Origin of the sequence: Streptomyces sp. NPDC049837 (assembly GCF_040674455.1) — a bacterium.
Lineage (GTDB): Bacteria > Actinomycetota > Actinomycetes > Streptomycetales > Streptomycetaceae > Streptomyces.
Map to the genome: position 1 here is coordinate 600,352 of NZ_JBFAMP010000001.1, position 18,352 is coordinate 618,703.

An 18,352-nucleotide genomic window follows, 5' to 3' on the forward strand; every position below is an offset into this window, starting at 1 on the left:
GATGAACGAACCGGACACGCCCACCGACGACGAGCTGCGCGGCGAGCGCGACGAACTCCTCGACGCCCTGGCGCGGATGCCCGCCGACGACCCGCACGCGCCCGCGTGCTGCGCGCACACCGGCCGGATCAGTTACGCGCTGTACCTCCGCCACCGGGAGCCGGAGGACCTGGAGCTGGCCCGTGAGGCGTTCGAGCTGGCCTTCCGCCGGCCGGGCGACGACGGCGACTGGCACATGTGGCGGATCCAGTACGGCCACGTCCTGGCCTTCGGGTACGACGAGGAGCCGACCGCCGAACGTCTCGACGAGGTCATGGAGCTGGCTCTCACGGGCGTCGGCGGACTGCCGCCGGACGACGAGGAGTACACGGCGGTCCGGGCGGTCGGGGTGCACCTGCTGGCCCTCGGCGCCAAGGCCCGGTACGAGGCGCGCGCGGACGACGGTGAGCGGGAGGGCCTGCTCGGCGAGGCGCTGCGGTGGCACGAGGAAGCCCTGGCGGTGTTCGGCCCGGGCACGGCGGAGGCGGTGGACCTCCGGGAGGCGCTCGGCCACCTGTACCTGGAGCGGTGCATGGTGCGCGACAGCATGGACGACGCGGCGGTCTCGGCCGGCCACTTCCGTGCGGTGCTGGAGGCCGCGCTGCCCGGGACGGATCTGCCCTTCGTACGCTGCGGTCTGGGCATCGCGCTGATGCTGCACGGCCGGGCCGGGCGGGACCGGGACGAGCTGGAGGAGGCCAGGGACGCCTTCGGCCGGGCGGTGGCGGAGGCGCGGCGCGGTGGCGGACCGGAGCCCGAGTGGGTGTGGGAGGCGCAGGTCCGCGGTGTGTTCATCCGCGCGATGATCTGGGCCACGTGGCACGACCAGGGGCACGCTGCGGCGGCCGAGACGGAGCTGAAGGCGCTGCTGGCCGTGGAGGGCGCCCTGGACCGGCTGATGCCGCAGTACCTCGACGTGTTCGGGCGGCTGCTGTACGAGCGGGCCGCCGCCCGGCACGACGCGCCGGGCCGTGACCGGGCGCTGGCGCTGATGCGCCGGGCGGTGGCGGAGTGGCGGCCGGAACGGGACGGGAGCGTCACCGCCGCGGCCTTCTGCCTGGCCTCCTTCCAGCAGATCCGCCACCAGGAGGACCCGGACGATCCGCAGCGGCTCCAGGACGTGGCGCGCGGCGCCGCGCTCGCCCTCCAGGACGAGGGACTGGACCCGGACCTGAGGAACGGCGCCCGGCTGATGGCCCACTGGGCGCGGCAGCGGATGGAGGAGCGCGGGATCGAACCGGCCGCCGGGGACCTGCCGGAGGGGCTCGGCTTCGAGGAGACGCGCCGCATGTACCTGGAGATGCTCCAGGCGATCCAGGAGGGCCGGCTCTTCTTCGACCTGGACACCGACTACGGGTTCCCGGGCATGTCCGGCGAGATCACCGACGCCAATCGGCTCGCCCGGGGGTTCGACGCGCTCTACGAGAACTGGTGCGAGCTGGAGGAGGGCAGCCGGGAGCGTTCGCAGGGTGCCGCGATGCTCCTCACCCACCTGCCGTTCTTCGATCCGCACGGCGACCGGGTCGACGAGGAGCGGCGCACCGAACTGATGCGCGCCCTGCTGCGGCCGGGTGACGAGGACGACCCCGCGTGGCGCAGCAAGGCGCACGCCGTGGCCGGTGCCGTGCGGATGCGGGAGGAGATGGCCGGGACGGGCGCACGGATGGACGAGGTGATGGCCCACTTCGCCGAGGCGCGTACGACGGCGTCGGCCGACGGCGGGATGCCGGAGGGGGACCTCGACTTCGTGACCCTCGTCGCCCGCACGCACCGCGGCCAGACCGCCGGGGCCACCGACGACGTCGAGGCGGGCATCGACGACTGGCGCCGCATCCGCGACGACCCGCGCATCACCCCGCACGTACGCCTGCTGATGGACGCCCAGCAGGCGTCGCACGAGGCACACCTGGCCGCCCGGCGGGGCGACCTGGCGACCGTGGACGCCAGGATCGCCCTGATGCTGGAGGTCCACGGCGGGCTCGACCCGGAGGACCCGTCGCGGGTGGAGCTGTGGACCGCCATCGAGAACTCCCGCGTCACCCGTGACGACCTCGCCCGCCGTCTCGGGGCACCGGCCGCGCCGCCGCTGCCCGGGCGTCCCACGGCGGCGCGGCTCCGCAAGGACGCGGCACGGCTGCCGCGCGACCACCGGGCCTGGGTGCTGGGTGACGGCGGGCTGACCCGGTTCGTCGGGGCGGTGGGCAGGCAGGACCCGGCCGGGATCGCCGAGGCCATGGAGCTGGTGCGGGAGGCGCACGGGCTCGTCGACAAGGGCAGCGACAGTTGGCTGAGGTACACCAACTGCCTGGGGGCCGGGCACTGCGCGCTGGCGTCCGCCCAGCGGGACCGGCGCGCCCGCGACACGCACCTGGAGCAGGGCATCGCCCTGCTCGAGGAGGCGAACGCGGCCGTTACGGGGCCCGAGCACCGGCTGCACGCCAGTGTCCGCCTCGGGCTGGGCCGCGCCTACCGCATGCGCGGGTCGCTGTACCGCGGCGACCGGGAGGCGGGCCGGCGCAACGGCCTGGAGGCGCTGCGCGGCCACGCCTGGGCGGCGCTGCTCCAGTCCGGTACCGACCACGCGGCGGAGGCGGCGGCGGAGGCCACCGGGACGGCGCTGGAGGTCGCGGGCTGGTGCCTGCGGGACAACGTCCCCGAGGAGGCGGTGACCGCCCTGGACTCGTGCCGCGGGCTGGTCCTGCACGCCGCCACCACGTCCATGACGGTGCCGGAACGGCTCGTCGCCGCCGGCCGCGAGGACCTCGCCGACGAGTGGCGTACGGTGGCCGGCACCGACCCGGCCACCGATCCGCTGGCCGCCGTACGGGAGCCGATGAGCGTGCCGAGCGAGCTGCGCCGCCGGGTCCTGGCGGTGCTCACGGGTGAGGGCGCGTTGCAGGGCCGGCTGCTGGAGCCGCCGGAGCCCGGGGAGATCGGGGGGGCGCTGCGGGCGGTCGGCAAGGACGCGCTGGTGTATCTGGTGCCCGCGTCGGAGGAGTCGGGCGGTACGGCGGTGGTCGTGACGTCCTCGGGCGAGGTGCACGCGGTGCCCCTGCCGACCCTGAACGAACAGGCCGCGCCGCTGCGCGACTACCTGCCGGAACCGGGCGGAGCGCGGGACATGGGCCCGGTGACGGACGCTCCGGCGGCGCGGGTCCCCGAGCTGCGGGCGCAGCTCGACCGGCTGTGCGGGTGGGCCTGGTACGCCGGGATACGGCCGCTGTTCGACGCGTTCGCCGCGCCGAGCCGCCCGGGGCGGGTCCCCCGGCTGGTGCTCGTGCCGATGGGGCGGCTCGGGCTCGTCCCGTGGCACGCGGCGTGGGAGCCGGCCGGCGGCGGGCGGCGCCGTTACGCGCTCCAGGAGGCCGAGATCTCGTACGCGGCGTCCGCGCGGCTGCTCTGCGAGGTGGCGGCGAGGCCCTCGGCACATCCGGGCCCGGGGCGGGACGGTGCCCTGCGGGACGGTGCGGCGCTCATCGTGGGCAATCCGACCGGCGATCTGCGGTTCGCGGGTGAGGAGGCCGACGCCGTGCAGCGTGTGTTCTACCCGGACGGGCAGTTCCTCGGGCGGCGCGACGGCGGGCAGGTGGCCGGGGCGGGGACGCCCCGGGAGGTGGTGTCCTGGCTGCGCGGCGGCGCGGCCGACGGTGGGGTGCTGCACCTGGCGTGTCACGCCACGGTCGCCGAGAAGGCGCGGCGCAGCGCGTATCTGTCGCTGTACGGCGGCGAGTTGTCGGCGGAGGAACTCACCGAGGCCGTCGGCGGCGGCGCGCGCGGCAGCCTGGGGCTGGTGCTGCTGGCGGCGTGCCGCAGCCATGTGTCCGGGCGGGGGCACAACGAGGCGTACAGCCTCGCCACGGCGTTCATGGTGGCGGGGGCGCGGTCGGTGATCGGCTCGCTGTGGCCGGTGCCCGACGACGCGACGTCGGTGCTGATGTTCATGGTCCACCACTACCTGCGCCGGGAGGGCGAGCCGCCCGCGAAGGCGTTGCGCCGGGCCCAGTTGTGGATGCTGGACCCGGCGCGGGAGCTGCCCGCCGAGCTGCCGCCGCTGCTCGCCGAGCGGGCGGGGCGGGTGGACCCGGACGACTTGAGCGCCTGGGCCGGGTTCACGCACCTGGGGCAGTAGGGACGACCGTACGGAGGTGGATGGTGCGGGCCGTCCACCGGCCGGTGGGCGCGGGCACCCCGCCCATGTCGCGGGCGCCACCGGGGGCCTCGGGGTTCCAGGCGGGCAAGTGGTAGGGGGCGGTGTTGAGTTCACTCTCCGAAACGATCAGTTTCAGCCAGTCCTGCGTGCTCGCGCCGGGCACGACGGGCCGGGAGGCGGGCAGGGAGAGCTGGACCGGTTCGCCGTCGAGGGCGTGGCCGGTGCGGCCGGGTCCGATGAAGTGGCCGGGGTAGAGCAGCGTGTGGCTGGCGTAGCTGTCGGTCAGATCGACCAGGACGCACCACAGGGTCCGGTCGGTGGAGCGGTTGTGAAGCCGTACGGAGACCCTCGGCGGCCGGGGCCCGTCGGGTCCGGGGGTGTAGGCGCAGACGATCTCCCCGTCGCCGTCCGGCGTCAGGGGCTCGGGGCCGTCCCAGGGCGCGATCTCCACCCGGACCAGGCCGTCGAGCCGGGAGGGACCGGGCGTCAGGTCGCGGATCTGGTGCCAGCGGGTCAGGTGCGTCAGGCACTCGGCCACCCGGTCGGCGTCGTGGCGGCCGGTCAGCGGGAGGGGGTCGGTGAAGGGCGTGCCGTCGGGGCGCAGGACGTGGGCGCGGCCGCCGTCCACGTGGACGCGGAAGTGGAGGCCGCTCCGCCCGGGGCCGGCCGTCCCGGGGGCGGCCGTGTCGTCGGACAGGCGCAGCAGCGGGGAGGCGGCGACGCGGCGGCGTACGTCGTCCTCGGCACCGGACCGGCCGGGTGCCGTCAGCGTGACGGTGGCCGGCGGCTGGGGCAGCGCGGCGAGCGCGACCGGGTAGACCCGGGCGGGTGACGGTACCCAGCCGACCGGGTCGACGAGGGTGCGTCCGGCCTCGACGGCGCGGGCCGTGACGGTGGGCGCCGGGGCGCCCGCGTCCTCCGGAACCAGCGTGAACGCGGTGCCCGCCACGGCCGTACCGCCCGGCAGGCCATGGCTCGTACCGCAGTCCACCTCCCAGCCGTCCGGGCCGAAACGCAGCAGGTACGGGCTCGGGAGGCGGGCGGCCGTACCGCCCAGGAACGGCAGGTCGGCGACCCCGCCGGCGTCCTCCGGGTACAGGACGGGCTGCTGCCGCCCGCCCGCGCGCCGCAGCCGCGCGTCGGCGGCGGACAGCAGCCGGCGGTAGGTGGCGTCCGGTCCCGCGTCCCGTACGGCGCCGATCAGGGCGTGGGTGAACGCGCCGTGGCGGCGGCCGCCGTAATCGCCCTCGTACGACAGTTGGTTGAGGCGGCTCGCGGCCATCAGGACGTGGCGCGGCGCCGGACCGCCGCCCTCGTGCGACGCGTCCCGGGAGCCGGACGAGCCGGCCGGGGCGCCGAGGTTCCAGTGCGCGGCGGGGGGCGCGTAGCGCGCGGTCAGCTCCGTGTCGCGGGTCGCGCCGCCGGAGAAGCAGCAGTCGAGGACCGCCGCGACGTGGGCGCCGCCCGCCGCCACGGCGTCCAGGAGTACGCCCAGCCGCTTGTCGAGCAGCGGTCCGTCGACGCAGACGAGGGCCTGGTTGCGCCCGGTCGCCTCGATGCGGAGGTGGGCCTCGTCCTGTGCCCGGGACTGGGTGCCGTGCCCGGAGAACCAGAACAGCGCGGTGTCGCCGGGCCCGGCCTGCCCCAGGTGGTTCCTGATGCCGTCCTCGACGGCCGCGGCGGTCGCCTCGGCGTTCAGGAGCGTACGGATGTCCCCCTCGCCGCCGGGCGTGCGGTCACGGACCAGCCTGGCGGCTTCGGCGATGTCGTTGAGGCAGCCGGCGAGGGGGGTGGCGACGGCGGGCGGGTAGTCGTCGATCCCGACCATGAGTGCATAGAACGAGCCCATGGCGGAGAGTCTGTCAGCCGGGTGCCGGCGGTCGCGGGGCGGGCCGGTCCGAAAACAGGTCGTGTTCTGGGCGTCGTTGGGTTCCGGTGGCGACAATCCGCTGTTCGGAAACCATCATTGATGATGCGTCACTAGTCTTTTCACGTCACACACGAGATCTGTCGGGTCACCACCCATGACATTCGGGGGACACATGGGGCACATCGAGCGTCCCCGGCGCGTCGTCCGGTCCGGCGGGACGGAATCGTCCGGTCCGGCACCGCGTACGGGCCGGCGGCTCACCACGGGGGCGGCGGGACCGCACACCGCCGCGACCGGCGGGGCCGGTGTGGATCCGTCGCGGCAGGGGCTCTACGACCGCCGCTCGGACCGGCTGCGCCAGGCCGTCGGCCGGCTCGACGCCGGGCTCGACGAGACGGCGTGCCGGCAGCTCGCCGAGTGGGCCCGTGAGGAGTACGCCGCGGCTCACGGCGACGTACCGCTCGGCTTCGTCGCGCGCTGCTATCTCGGGCCGCCCTTCGTCGACCACCAGCTCAACCTGTTCCACGTCATCGTCCAGCACTTCGCCCCGGCCGACCCGATGCCGGAGCCCTTCTCCAAGGCACGGATGCTGGCGCGCTCGGGCGGCTACGCGTACGTCGAGGTCTACAGCGGCGGTCTGGTGCTCCCCGTGCTCGACGACGGCACCGTCGTCCGTCCGTGACCCCGTAGCCCGCAGTCCCTTACCCAGCACCACCCTGAACGGAGATCCGAATGGTCGAGGTGGATTTCGCGCTGCACCAGAAGGTGCGGGAGGTCGGCAACCTCGTGGCCCGGCTGAGCGAGCAGGTCGGATCGGTGTCCGGCCAGGTCTCGTCCGTCGAGGCCAAGCAGCAGCAGACCGCCACCGAACTCCAGCAGTTGCGCAACGACTTCCTCGCCTTCATGCAGCGGTCCCAGCTCATCGCCAACGTGCAGCGGGCCGAGACGCGCATCGGCGTGATCCAGGACCAGGTCGACCACGAGTTCGGCCACCACAAGACGGTCCGGCGCACGGCGGTGGGCATGCTCCAGGCCTTCGACGTGGGCCTGGTGTCCGAGGAGAACGTCCGGATGGTCAGCGAGCAGCTCATGCTCCAGACCCCCCGCTACTGGCTGGCGCCCGCGCTGGTCGCGCTCGCGTCCTGGTCCGCCGACGACCGGGATCTGTGCGAGCGCGCCGTCGAGGAGGCGTTCCGCCGCTCGCCCGACCGGACGTCGCTCTTCTTCGCCCTCGTGCTGCGCCGCCAGAACCGACGGCAGGGCGCGGTGCGCTGGCTCAGGCACTACCTCCTCGCCCAGGACCCGGCCCGGCTGGGCCGGGAGTTCGCGGTCATCCTGGAGTCGATCGCGCAGGGCGCCTTCGGACTGGAGGGGCGCGAGCTGCTGAACAAGACGCTGCACGGCTGGCGCGAGCAATTGATGGACAGCGCGGACGCCCGGGCGCGGCAGGTCAAGCGCTGGCGGGACGAGATCGACACGCTGCGCGCCCCGTCCGCCAAGGCCGAGTTCCCGCGCCTCGCGAGCGTGTCGCCGCAGTGGCCGGAGCTGGACGCCGTGCTGTCCGCCGCCCGCGCGCAGCAGGCGCTGCTCGACAAGTACACGGCCCTGATGGAGCAGGAGTTCCAGCCCTCCGGCCGGCTGGAGGACGCGGTCGACGACATCCTGGACCGGCTGGTCTCGGAGTATGACGACGACGAGCTGCCGCTGCGCCGTGACCTCGCGTTCAACAAGGCGGTCGTCGACCACGACGGCGACCTCGACGCGGCCCGCTCGGCGGCGGAGGCCGACTCGGCCTCGTACGAGGAGACGCTCGACTACCTGACGGTGCAGAGTGCCGCCGCGCTCAACCCGGCGGCCATCGGCACCTCGGCGGCCACGCAGCGGCTGGCGGTGGCGGCCTGCCACGAGTGGTTCTTCCAGGCGCACGCGGGCTTCACCCGCGACTGCCGGGCGGCGGTGCCGCAGGACGTGCGGGCCTCGTTCGGCTCGGCGCACAGCGTGGGCGCGCAGATGTTCCAACTACCGCCGTGGCAGGGGTCGTTCACCCAGCCGCTGGCCACGCTGGAGGATTCGCTGGCCGGGCACTGGGACCAGCACATGGCGCCCTTCATCAACGGGCTCGCGTACCCGATGGTGAACAAGGTGCTGCCGCCGGCGCTCGTGGTGGTCGGCATCCTGGTGATCATCGGCCAGATCAGCCTCGGCTTCGCGTTGCTCGCCGCCCTCGTCACCGGTGGCATCTGGGGGGCGTTCATCTTCAAGGGCGCCCGGGCCGCCCAGAACCACCAGGCGAACGCGCGCCGGCTGCTGGAGCAGGCGAAGACGGACTCGCTGCACCAGCTCCGGGCCGCCTCCGCCGAACTGACCGACTGGTACGAGAAGTTCCGGGCCGCCGACGCGGTCGAGGTCCGCTGCCGTGAGCTGATCACCTCGCTGAGCACCGCCACCGAGGGCGGCTCACCGTTCGAGGGCCGCACCGTACGCAAGGAGGACGACCGGTGAGCATGCCGCATGTGCCGCCGCAGCCGCACCATCCGCCGCGCGAGTCGCGGGAGTCGCAGGCCGGCCCGCCACCGCCTGCTGCCCCGCCCGCTTCACCGCCCGCTTCCCCGCCGCCGGTGCGCAGACCGGCGGCGACCGGTTCGCCGTGGGCGGCCTCCCGCGCGGCGGCACAGGCCGAGCGGGCGACGAACCGGCTGCGGCGGGTCGTGGAGGGACTCCCGGACTGGGAGCCGCTGCCCCCGGGTGAGACCTTCGTGCGCCGTCGTCCGGGCTCCGAACAGTGAGCGGCCTGTGGGGGCACGGCGGGGCGTACCAGGAGTGGGTCGGCTTCCTGCGCCGCTGGGCGGCGTTCGAGCCGGTGGACCCGGGTGCGCTGCCGCCGGTGGAGGAGGGCCGGTACGACGGCGACACCATGGCCCGGCTGACCACGCACCTCACCCAGGCGCTCGGCACCCGGCTACAGGCCTGGGCCGACTCGCTGGTACGGGCCATGGAGGGGGCCGACGACGAGTTCTCCGCGGGGCGCGCACTGACCCAGGCCAGGGCGGGGCTCCAGAGCATCCGCCTGCTGGCCCGCCATCCGGGGCTGCCGGAGCGGTTGCGTGAACAGCTCACCGAGCTCGTCGACCGCCAGGTCCCCGAGTTGCAGGCCCAGTTGGAGCGGAACCTGGAGGAGACCGCGCGGGCGGAGGGCGCCGACGCGTACTGGGTCGAGCAGCGCCGCCGCACGCTGCGGGACAACTCGCTCACCGGGGTCCTCGCCCAGGACCCGGCAGCGCCGTCGTCGCCGGCACCGCCGTCGTCGCCGTCCGCCCCGGCACGGCCCCCGGCTGACGCCTGGGCCTACGACCCGGCGGCGGCGCCCAGGCGGCGGGTCATCACCGACTGAACCGCCCGCCCTCTTTTCCGTAACACCCGCCCTTGAACGCGAAGGTCCGCATGTCGAACTACGCCGAGAGCCTGCACCACCTCGACAGCTACATCTCCGCGCGCGTGCCGGTCATCGGCATGCGCACCATCGAGCAGCAGCGCGCGCGGCGCCTGTTCCTGGAGGCCGCCACCCAGCCACGGCGCAGCAGCATGCCGTTCTGGATCTACACCAGGGCGACCGGGCTGCGTGATCTGCGGACGAACGCCACGGTGCTGGACGACCGTTCGCTGACCGGCGCCATGGACTTCGCCGCCTCCCAGTTCACCAGCCGGGCGAACGCGACCGTCGTCTTCGTCGACCCCGCCGACCTGGAAGGCGACAGCCCCATCACCCGGCACATGGCGGAGCTCGCGCGGCTGGCCGACAACAACATGGGCAGCATCGTCATCATCACGGACACGCCCATCTGGAGCGGTCTCCAGCGACTCGGCATGAGCCTGCACCTGGACCTGCCGAACTCGGAGGAGATGTACGAGATCCTCAGCGCTTTCCTCGACGACCACCAAGGACACATCCCGGTGGCGTGGGACGAGAGCGACGCGCGACGGGCCGCCGAGTTCCTGGCCGGGGTCACCGAGGCCGAGGCGATCAACCTGATGGCGACGGTCGCCGCGAAGGGCTCCATCGACAAGCAGGACGTGCTGGGGCTGGCCCAGGCCAAGGACCGGATCTTCAGCGATCTGACCGGGCTGGAGCGCGTCCACCTCAACGAGGACGACTACACCGTCGGCGGGCTGATCAGTCTGCGTGAATGGCTCAAGCGCAAGCACCAGTTGATGCACGCCGATCTGCGGGACACGGCGCTGCGGCCGCCGCGCGGGGTGCTGCTGGTGGGCGTGCCGGGCTGTGGCAAGTCGCTGTCCGCCAAGGCGATCGCCCACGAGTGGCAACTTCCCCTGTACCGGCTGGACATGGGCAGCATCCACGGCAAGTACCTGGGCGAGTCGGAGGGCCGTTTCCGCGAGGCGCTGGCCATGGCCGACCGGGTCGCTCCGTGCATCCTGTGGATCGACGAGATCGAGAAGGGGCTCGCGGGCCGGGACGACGGCTCGGGCGTGCCGCAGCGCATCATCGGGCAGTTCCTGTTCTGGCTCCAGGAGTCGCAGTCCCGTGCCTTCGTGGTCGCGACGGCGAACGACATCCGCAGCCTGCCGCCGGAGCTGCTGCGCAAGGGCCGCTTCGACGAGCTGTTCTTCGTCGACCTGCCCGACTCGCAGGACCGCAAGGAGATCATCGAGCTCTATTTCCGCCGCTATCTGAGGACCGTGCCCGAGGCGGAGCAGTTGGACCGGCTGGTCGACCTGTCGGAGGGGTTCGCCGGCTCCGACATCGCCTCCGCGCTGCACGACGTGGGCGCCGAGGCCTACCTGTGCGGCGGCGTCGGGAATCTGAAGCCCTCGCTCATCATGGACACCTTCGCCAACACGGTGCCCTTGAGCCGGGTGAACCCGGAGCAGATCGAGGAGATCCGGGCGTGGGGCCGGGAACGGGCCGTGCCCGCCGGCCGCGCCGCGATCGCCGCGGCGACCCCGGGCGGCACTGCTCCGCGCCGCATCGTCTTCCGGGAGGACTGAGGCCGGTTCTCGGGCCATGGCCGGTTCGGGGTCAGCGGCCGGTTCTCCGTCTACGGCCGGTTCGGGGTCAACGCGTCCTTCGGGTACGGCGGTCACGGCCGGCCCTGACGTGGGCGACCGCGAGCGAGGCCTTGTCGAGGAGCCAGATCGCGCTGAGCGAGAAGAGGGCGAAAGCTACGAGGAACGCCACGACCGCCGTCACGATGAGCAGCGGGCCGCCGGCGGAGGTCACTCCCCGCAGCAGCGGCCCCGCCGCACCGCCGGCCGCGCCCACGACGGGGACCAGCACCGCCATGAGCAGGACGTGGCCCCGGTGGGGCGGGGCGTCGTCGTCATGTGCGTGGTCGTATCCCTGATGATCGCTGCTCTCGTCGTTCACAGGGGAAAGTGTGCGGGGTGCGCGCCCCTATCGGAAACTCCGTTCCAGGCCGCGCCCCACCGTCCGGGCGACCCTCGGACCCAGCCAGCGCTTGAGGGCGCGCAGCGCTTCGAGCCGCTCGGCCGCCCGGTCGATCCGGTAGTACAACCGGGGCGGGAGGTGCGGCAGCAGGGGTGAGTGGCGCTGGCCGAGCAGCGCGAACATCTCCGGCGGTGCGAGGTCGATGTAGCGGGGCAGGTTCTCGTACCAACGGGCGCTGTAGCGGGCCGCGCTCTGGGTGGGGAGGAGCGCGGAGCGGCGTTCCCGCTCGTAGCGGGCGAGGGCGGGCTGGAGGCGGGGGCTCGTGTGCAGGGCGCCGGACAGGGCGATGGCGTCCTCCAGGGCGAGGGTGGTGCCCGCGCCGATGGAGTAGTGCGTGGTGTGTGCGGCGTCGCCGATCAGGACGAGGTTGTCCCGGTACCAGGCCCGGTTGGTCACGGTGCGGAAGGTGCGCCACCGGGCGCTGCCGTCGGCGTGCGGCCGGCCGATGAGCGGATGGCCGTCGAGCGGCGCGGCGAAGAGGCGCTGGAGCAGGGCGAGACCGTCGGCGTGGCTCGCCTCGTGGAGGCCGAGCCCGGTCCAGGTGTCGGGGGAGCACTCGACGACGCAGGTGCTGTGGTCCTCGCCGTACCGGTAGCCGTAGCACCAGATCCAGCCGTGCGCGGTCTCCACGAAGGCGAAGGTGAAGGCGTCGAAGACCTTGGTGGTACCGAGCCAGATGTACTTGTTGCGCCCGTCCGCGATGTCGGTGCCGAAGTGCCCGGCGTGGCGGCCGCGCAGCCCGCTGTTGGCACCGTCGCCGGCGACGACCAGGTCGGCGCCGGCCGGTTCGGTGGCGCCGGTGACCGGGCGGCGGAACTCGACGCGCACCCCGAGGGACCGGGCCCGCCGGGTGAGGATGTCGAGCAGGGTGTGCCGGCCGATGCCGAACCCCTGGTCGCCGTGGTGCGCGGTCGTGCGGTCCCGGACGTACGCCACGCCGTCGCTCCACCCGACCGAGTTCTCGCGGATGGCGCGGGCGGAGACGGGGTCGTGGCGATGGAGCGTGTCCAGCAGGCCCGCCCAGTAGGTGACTCCCCAGCCGTAGGTGGAGCCGGCGGGGTCGCGTTCGTAGACGGTGATGTCGTGGGACGGGTCCCGCAGCTTCATCAGGATCGAGAAGTACAGGCCGGCGGGCCCGCCGCCGACGCAGGCGACCTTCACGCGCGCTCCCCTTGAGGACACTAGTGACACTGCATGGTCAATTGCGCACGAAAGGTAGCAGCACGCCGGCCGCTGTGTAGTTATTTGGGCGGTTTGCTCCCGCTCTGACCGGGGACCTCTTGTGTAGTGGGACTCTCCTGATCGGAGGCGTCATGATCATCCTGGGCCTCGTCCTGCTCATCATCGGAGCCGTCGCGGGCATCAGCATTCTGTGGACCATCGGACTCATCCTGATCGTCATCGGGGCGGTCCTGTGGGTCCTGGGTGCCCTGGGGCACGCGGTCGGCGGACGGCGTCACTACTGGTGAGCCGCTACGGGTAAGCGGCCGCTGGTGAGCCGTCACCACGTCCACACCGGGCCGGTCCGGCCCGCCCCACCCGCTGGGTGACCGGGGAGGCGGACCGGGCCGGGTTCGACGGTGCTCAGGCAGCCCCGCCGTCGCCCTCGTCGGCGGTTTCGGCCAACTGCTCCACGGCCCGCTTGCCCACCACGGCCGCCGCGGCCAGGGCGCTGCCGACGAACGCCGCCGCCAGGACCAAGGGCCGGTCGAAACGGTGGCCGGTCACATGGTCCAGCGAGTACCGGCCGGCACCGGTGACGCCGATGGCGGCCGCCATGAAACCGAGGTACGCCGGGTACTCGAAGCCGCCGGACTGGCTGAAGAACCCGGCCGGGGCGTGCACCGACACCGCGCCCGCCATCGCGCCCGCCGCGGCCGCCCCGGCGGCGGGTGTGGCGAGCCCGAGCATCAGCAGCGTCCCGCCGCCCGCCTCGCCGAGACCGGCGGCGACGGCGCTCTGCCGACCGGGCCGGAAGCCCATCGCCTCCATCGCCTTGGACGTGCCGTCCAGGCCGCCGCCGCCGAACCAGCCGAACAGCTTCTGCGCCCCGTGCGCCGCGAGCACCGCTCCGGTGCCGACGCGGAGGGCGAACAGGCCGAGGTCACGTCGGTTGACGGCGCTCATGGGGTCTCCCGGGCGTGAGGCATCATCTCCGTACGGTTCCACTGTGGGCCCGGGAGGCCCCGCCGGGACTCCGTTGCTGCGCCGTACGGGTGTGCGCCGCTCGGCTGCGCGCCGCCCGGCTCAGGGCGGGCCGGCTCAGGGCGGGCCGGCTCAGGGCGGGCCGGGGGGCGGTTCCACCTCCAGGAAGCGGCGTTTGCGCGGCCCCCGGTACAGCAAGGCCTCCCAGCCGAGCCGGCCCAGCACGCGGGCGCATTCGCCCAGGGCGCTCTCCTCCTCCTGGGCGGCGCCGCTGCCCGGGGGGCCCAGCCATTCGACCCGTACCGTCCCCGGCCCCTCCCCCGGCCCCACGCGGTAGCCGGTCGCCACCCGCCGCCCCTCCGCGTCGACGGCCGAGGGCGCGAGCCCGGCGGCCTCCAGCGCCAGGGCGACCGCCCTGACCGGCCGGTTTCGCTCCCACGCGGCGGGCACCGCCGCCGGGTCGCCGCCCGCCGTGTTGGTCAGGCGCCGGATCTGGAGCATCCCCTCGAACGCCACCCTCACCTCGGCCACCCGGCGCTCGGCCGCCCCGGCCGCCGGCGGCGGTGCCGGGCCGTCCCCGGTCGCGGCCTCGAACCCGTCGTCGGTCACAGCGGCCTTCCGTCCGTCACAGCAGCCTCCTGATGTCGCCACGGACCCGGTAGAAGCCTCCCGACGCGGGGTGCAGCGCGTCCACCACGTACCGCGCGCCCGGCTCCCGTATCGCGCGCGGGAACTGCACGTTCCACGACCTCTCGTAACCGTCCGACACCACGTGCACGCGCACCCGGCCGCCCTCCTGGACGCACTCCACGACCACCGCGCCGGCGGGCGCCGCCGTCACCGTCGTCACCGAGGCGGCGGCGGTGGCCGGCGCGTACGTGGGCAGCGCGGCGGCCAGCTTCACGTCCCGGGCGACCGGCACCGTGCCCTGCTGGGCGGCCGTGATCGCCGCCTCGCTCGCGTCCACGCACACCAGGGAGCCGTCCGTGGTGACGAGGTAGAGCCGCTCCTCGTGGTACTGCATCGACAGCGCCGAGCCGCCGCCCGTGCCGAGCTTCCACAGGCGCGTGCCGTCCCGGTCGAAACAGTACACGGACGACGCGGCGTCCCCGGCGAACACGAACCGGCCGCCGGGCGAGGTGGCGCACGAGTAGACCGCGCTGTCACAGCCGTACGTCGCCTCCAGCGCGCCGTCCGCCTTCGACAGCCGCTGCACCACCCGGTGCCCCGTTCCCGCGTACACGGCGTCGGCCTCCTGCCAGCCGAACAGCACCGCGCCCTTGGTGGGCGTGTGCCACAACTCGCCGCCGCCGTCCGGTGCGTACGCCGTCACGCCCCGGTGGTGGCCGTGGTAGACGGCCCGGTCGTCGGCGCGCACCATCCAGGCGTGCTCGCCCCGGCCGCCGCGCGACCACTGGTGCTCGTCCTCGTGGTCGATCACGGTGAGGCGCCCGCCCCGGTCCGCGACGTTCAGCACGCCCTCGTGGATGTCGAGCCAGAAGATGTCCACGTCGGCGGCGATGTCGTACGCCGCGAACGGCAGCTTCGACGACAGGTCGTACACCCGGCCGTCGTCACAGCCGGCGTAGATCCAGAAGTCGTCCGCGACCAGGCACTTGACGCCGTCGGGCAGGCTGTAGCGGGCGAGGACCTCGCCGCCGTGGTCCAGGGTGTACACGTCCCCCGACTGGTTGCCGACCCAGCAGCGCTCGTCGTCGACGTGAATGCCGAACGCCGACGAGCCCGTACGGAACCGCCACAGCACCGGCGCGACCGCCCGCGCGGTGGACGGCGCCGAGGAGACCTGGCGGCGGGTGACCGCGCGGGGCGCGCGCTGCCCCGGGACGGCCGGCGCGTACCCCTTGCGGACCTTCTCGCCCACCTTCTTCGCCGCCGCGGCCTGTGCCTTCTGCGGCGTCGGGAACGTGGACGTCTGCGTCTGCCCGGCGGCCCCGATCCGCCCGTAGCGCACGGACACGACCTGCCCCTGCACCGTCACCTCGTAGAACTTGTGTGCACCGCCGCCGTCCTGTGACAGCTCCAGATACGTCGTCGACGTCGTCGACATGGCAGACCCCTCCCCAGGACGGACCCCGCGGCCTGTTCCGCGAGTCCCACTTCCTGAACGGTAGAAGGCACCACTGACAATCACCCGGCGCCGACGGCCGGTTCGGGGATCGCTAGGGTCGCGAGCCATGACCGAAGCACCCTATGTACGGACCACCAGGCAGTCCTACGACGCCATCGCCGCCGACTACGTGGCGTACGCCCGCGGCGACCTCGACGCCAAGCCGCTGGACCGCGCGATGCTCGCCGCCTTCGCCGAGACGGCACGGGCCCGGGGCGGGCAGGTCGCCGAGATCGGCTGCGGTACTGGCCGCATCACGGCACATCTGCACTCCCTCGGACTGGACGTCTTCGGCGTCGACCTGTCGCCCGGGATGCTGGAGATGGCCAGGCGGGCGTACCCGGACCTGCGGTTCGACGAGGGTTCGATGACCGGCCTGGGCCTGGAGGACGGCGTGCTCGGCGGCATCGTGTCCTGGTACTCGCTGATCCACATCGAGCCCGCGGACGTCCCGGGTGTGCTGGCCGAGTTCCACCGGGTGCTCGCCCCGGGCGGGCACCTGCTGCTGGCCTTCCAGGTCGGCGACGAGCCGCTGCGCCTGACCGAGGCGTTCGGCCACACCGTCGCGCTGGACTTCCACCGGTGGTCCCCGGACCGTCTCGGCACGCTGCTGACGGAGGCGGGGTTCGCCGTGGAGGCGCGGCTGGTGCGGGAGGCGCACGCGACGGAGAGGACCCCGCAGGCCTGCCTGCTGGCCTACAAGCCGACGCGCTAGCCGGCTCGCCGGCCGGCCCGGACGTAGCCACTTGGAGCAGTCCGGCGGGCGCGGGCGGCCGGGTGGCGGGGAGGATGGCACCGGGCGACGCCGGTCACCGGTGGGGTGCGGCACCACCGCGGCCGCGTGCCGACGAGCGGAGGGTGGAGCATGCAGCTCATGCGGAGGCGCCGGTACCGTAGCGCCGCCGCGCTGGCGGTGCTCGTGCTCCTCGCCGCCACGTCGCTGTGGCTCAATCCCGCCCGGTGGCCGCTGGGCAGCGCCTCCTCGTCACCGGAGCGTGCGCGGCAGCCGCACCACCAGGGCCCCAGGCCCGCCATCGTGCCGCGCCGGGCATGGCACGCCGAGACCGTGGACACCGCGCCGGCCGGCGCTGCCCGCTACGCCCCGGCCGTGAAGGCCACCGTCATCCACCACACCAGCACCCCGAACGGCTACGACTGCGCCACCGTGCCGCGCACGCTGCGTGATCTGTACGCGGGGCACGCCTACGGCAGGCACTGGGACGACATCGGCTACAACTTCCTCGTCGACGCGTGCGGCACCATCTACGAGGGCCGGGCGGGCGGCGTCGACCGGCCGGTGATCGGGGCGCACACGAAGGGGTTCAACGAGGGGACGGTCGGCATCGCCGCGATCGGGACGTTCACGCGCGGGGAGACGGTCCCGGAGCCGATGGTGGAGGCGATCGCGCGACTGGTGGCCTGGAAGCTCGGCCCCCGGGGCCCCGATCCGCGCCACCGGGTCGCCCTGGTGTCCACGCACGACGAGGCGCGCTACCCGAAGGGGACCAAGGCCGTGCTGCCGGTGGTCGGCGGCCACACGGACGGCTACCCCACGCGCTGTCCGGGGGCCGCCCTGTACGCGCGACTGCCCGAGATCGCCGCGCGGGCCGCTCGCATCCAGCGCCGTGGCGACGCGGCGTCGCCCGGTCACCCGGCGACGCCGAAGTTCTGGACCCACCAGGGCCCGTTGGACCGGAGGTTCACGCCCACGCCGATGTCCTTGAACTCGCAGTTCACGATGTTCTTGCGGTGACCCGCGCTGGCCAGCCAGTCCCGCACGGCACGGGCGGGGTCCCTGGGGCCCCGGTGGATGTTCTCGCCCCACGTACGCCAGTTGTAGCCCGCCGCCTCCATCCGGTCGCCCGCGTCGCGCCCCTCGGGGTTGTTGTGGGCGTAGTAGTCGCGGTCGGCCATGTCGTCGGCGTGGCCCTGGGCGGCGCCGCGGAGCCGGCTGTCGACGCGGAGGGGTGGGCAACCCGCCCTGGCGCGGGCGGCGTTGACCAGGGCGACGATCCGCTGCGCGTGCTCGGCGGCGGCCCCCACGGGCCGGGCGCCTGCCTCACGTCGCGTGCCCGCCTCCTCCTGGCCCGTCCCGGGTACGGCTTCCGCACGGGTGACCCCGGGGCGCTCGGCGTCACCGCCCGTCTCCCCCGCCATGAGGGTCCCGGCGACCACGGCGGCGGCCGCCACCGTACCGGCGATCACGATGCCGAGGCCCTGCTGGGTCCGGGAGCGCCTCGGCGTGCGTCGTTCGTGGGGGTGCGGCTGCACGGGGACTCCGCTCCACTCTTCGACCCGATTCCTACGAAGAGAAGACTTCCGTACGAATCTCTGCCGGAAACCGCCCGTACGCGTAAACGGGCCACATGAGGAGGTCGTCAGGAGGTTGTCCAGGAGGCTGTCCAGGACCGGCCGCCCCGCTCCGATCGAGCCAGCCATGGGGCAGGATGTGCGAAGGCTCGCCGGACTTGTTCGATAAAACCCGTCCGGCGGTGGTGGATTCAAGCCGCGAGAGCGGAGCCGAGAGCAGAAGGGACATCGAGGGTGTCAGCC

16 protein-coding genes are annotated in these 18,352 nt (G+C 73.8%); 9 read left to right on the forward strand and 7 right to left on the reverse strand.

The genetic code is table 11. From position 1 onward, the window contains the following. Position 1 precedes the first annotated feature (1 nt). Entirely contained in the window at positions 2 to 4,168 is a 4,167-nt protein-coding gene (locus AB0J57_RS02745) for a CHAT domain-containing protein (protein ID WP_366126098.1), read from the forward strand. Here AB0J57_RS02745 and AB0J57_RS02750 read toward each other — a convergent pair. Next, a complete protein-coding gene (locus AB0J57_RS02750; RefSeq protein ID WP_366126099.1) occupies positions 4,149 to 6,038 on the reverse strand; it encodes a caspase family protein in 1,890 nt (629 codons plus the stop codon). The two genes, AB0J57_RS02745 and AB0J57_RS02750, sit on opposite strands and share 20 nt — an antisense overlap. Positions 6,039 to 6,231: 193 nt before the next feature. On the opposite strand from AB0J57_RS02750, the gene AB0J57_RS02755 reads away from it, so the two are divergent. The 5 genes from AB0J57_RS02755 to AB0J57_RS02775 are packed head-to-tail and all read left to right on the forward strand — an operon-like array spanning position 6,232 to position 11,066. Further along, complete coding sequence (locus AB0J57_RS02755; RefSeq protein WP_366126100.1) at positions 6,232 to 6,741, forward strand: hypothetical protein; 510 nt, start codon at positions 6,232 to 6,234, stop codon at positions 6,739 to 6,741. A gap of 50 nt (positions 6,742 to 6,791) precedes the next feature. Continuing rightward, positions 6,792 to 8,561 carry a hypothetical protein gene (locus AB0J57_RS02760; RefSeq protein WP_366126101.1) on the forward strand — a complete coding sequence of 590 codons (1,770 nt, stop codon included), beginning with the start codon at positions 6,792 to 6,794 and terminating at the stop codon, positions 8,559 to 8,561. Positions 8,562 to 8,563: 2 nt separating this feature from the next. After that, positions 8,564 to 8,845, forward strand: coding sequence for a hypothetical protein (locus tag AB0J57_RS02765; protein ID WP_366126453.1), 282 nt, complete (start codon positions 8,564 to 8,566; stop codon positions 8,843 to 8,845). Next, positions 8,842 to 9,450, forward strand: coding sequence for a hypothetical protein (locus AB0J57_RS02770; RefSeq protein ID WP_366126102.1), 609 nt, complete (start codon positions 8,842 to 8,844; stop codon positions 9,448 to 9,450). Before AB0J57_RS02765 ends, AB0J57_RS02770 begins: the two co-directional genes overlap by 4 nt. 50 nt (positions 9,451 to 9,500) lie before the next feature. Continuing rightward, positions 9,501 to 11,066: an AAA family ATPase gene (locus tag AB0J57_RS02775; RefSeq protein ID WP_366126454.1), complete on the forward strand. Its 1,566-nt coding sequence runs from the start codon at positions 9,501 to 9,503 to the stop codon at positions 11,064 to 11,066. A gap of 67 nt (positions 11,067 to 11,133) precedes the next feature. Here the strand turns inward: AB0J57_RS02775 and AB0J57_RS02780 are convergent, their stop codons facing one another. Both AB0J57_RS02780 and AB0J57_RS02785 read right to left on the reverse strand, forming a co-directional pair. Then, positions 11,134 to 11,445, reverse strand: coding sequence for a hypothetical protein (locus AB0J57_RS02780; RefSeq protein WP_366126103.1), 312 nt, complete (start codon positions 11,443 to 11,445; stop codon positions 11,134 to 11,136). Positions 11,446 to 11,472: 27 nt separating this feature from the next. Beyond that, positions 11,473 to 12,687 carry an FAD-dependent monooxygenase gene (locus tag AB0J57_RS02785; protein ID WP_366126104.1) on the reverse strand — a complete coding sequence of 405 codons (1,215 nt, stop codon included), beginning with the start codon at positions 12,685 to 12,687 and terminating at the stop codon, positions 11,473 to 11,475. A 137-nt stretch (positions 12,688 to 12,824) separates the two neighbouring features. Here AB0J57_RS02785 and AB0J57_RS02790 point away from each other — a divergent pair, with 137 nt between their 5' ends. Next, a complete protein-coding gene (locus tag AB0J57_RS02790; RefSeq protein WP_366126455.1) occupies positions 12,825 to 12,995 on the forward strand; it encodes a DUF6131 family protein in 171 nt (56 codons plus the stop codon). A gap of 115 nt (positions 12,996 to 13,110) precedes the next feature. Here AB0J57_RS02790 and AB0J57_RS02795 read toward each other — a convergent pair whose 3' ends face one another. The 3 genes from AB0J57_RS02795 to AB0J57_RS02805 form a co-directional block, all read right to left on the reverse strand. Then, entirely contained in the window at positions 13,111 to 13,653 is a 543-nt protein-coding gene (locus tag AB0J57_RS02795) for a DoxX family membrane protein (RefSeq protein ID WP_366126105.1), read from the reverse strand. Between the two features lie 150 nt (positions 13,654 to 13,803). Beyond that, on the reverse strand, positions 13,804 to 14,280 hold the full coding sequence (locus AB0J57_RS02800; RefSeq protein WP_366126106.1) for a hypothetical protein: 477 nt from the start codon (positions 14,278 to 14,280) through the stop codon (positions 13,804 to 13,806). Between the two features lie 16 nt (positions 14,281 to 14,296). After that, a complete protein-coding gene (locus AB0J57_RS02805; RefSeq protein WP_366126107.1) occupies positions 14,297 to 15,739 on the reverse strand; it encodes a WGR domain-containing protein in 1,443 nt (480 codons plus the stop codon). A 127-nt stretch (positions 15,740 to 15,866) separates the two neighbouring features. Between AB0J57_RS02805 and AB0J57_RS02810 the strand changes: the two genes are divergently transcribed. Then, positions 15,867 to 16,514: a methyltransferase domain-containing protein gene (locus tag AB0J57_RS02810; protein WP_366126108.1), complete on the forward strand. Its 648-nt coding sequence runs from the start codon at positions 15,867 to 15,869 to the stop codon at positions 16,512 to 16,514. Between the two features lie 159 nt (positions 16,515 to 16,673). Beyond that, a complete protein-coding gene (locus AB0J57_RS02815; protein ID WP_366126109.1) occupies positions 16,674 to 17,552 on the forward strand; it encodes a peptidoglycan recognition protein in 879 nt (292 codons plus the stop codon). Here AB0J57_RS02815 and AB0J57_RS02820 read toward each other — a convergent pair. Next, positions 17,447 to 18,070: a CAP domain-containing protein gene (locus AB0J57_RS02820; protein WP_366126110.1), complete on the reverse strand. Its 624-nt coding sequence runs from the start codon at positions 18,068 to 18,070 to the stop codon at positions 17,447 to 17,449. The genes AB0J57_RS02815 and AB0J57_RS02820 overlap by 106 nt on opposite strands. Positions 18,071 to 18,352: the final 282 nt, after the last annotated feature.

Coding starts and splice junctions, on each gene's coding strand:
- AB0J57_RS02745 (WP_366126098.1), top strand. CDS start 2: ATGAACGAACCGGACACGCCCACCGACGACGAGCTGCGCGGCGAGCGC.
- AB0J57_RS02750 (WP_366126099.1), bottom strand. CDS start 6,038: ATGGGCTCGTTCTATGCACTCATGGTCGGGATCGACGACTACCCGCCC.
- AB0J57_RS02755 (WP_366126100.1), top strand. CDS start 6,232: ATGGGGCACATCGAGCGTCCCCGGCGCGTCGTCCGGTCCGGCGGGACG.
- AB0J57_RS02760 (WP_366126101.1), top strand. CDS start 6,792: ATGGTCGAGGTGGATTTCGCGCTGCACCAGAAGGTGCGGGAGGTCGGC.
- AB0J57_RS02765 (WP_366126453.1), top strand. CDS start 8,564: ATGCCGCATGTGCCGCCGCAGCCGCACCATCCGCCGCGCGAGTCGCGG.
- AB0J57_RS02775 (WP_366126454.1), top strand. CDS start 9,501: ATGTCGAACTACGCCGAGAGCCTGCACCACCTCGACAGCTACATCTCC.
- AB0J57_RS02795 (WP_366126105.1), bottom strand. CDS start 13,653: ATGAGCGCCGTCAACCGACGTGACCTCGGCCTGTTCGCCCTCCGCGTC.
- AB0J57_RS02805 (WP_366126107.1), bottom strand. CDS start 15,739: ATGTCGACGACGTCGACGACGTATCTGGAGCTGTCACAGGACGGCGGC.
- AB0J57_RS02810 (WP_366126108.1), top strand. CDS start 15,867: ATGACCGAAGCACCCTATGTACGGACCACCAGGCAGTCCTACGACGCC.
- AB0J57_RS02815 (WP_366126109.1), top strand. CDS start 16,674: ATGCGGAGGCGCCGGTACCGTAGCGCCGCCGCGCTGGCGGTGCTCGTG.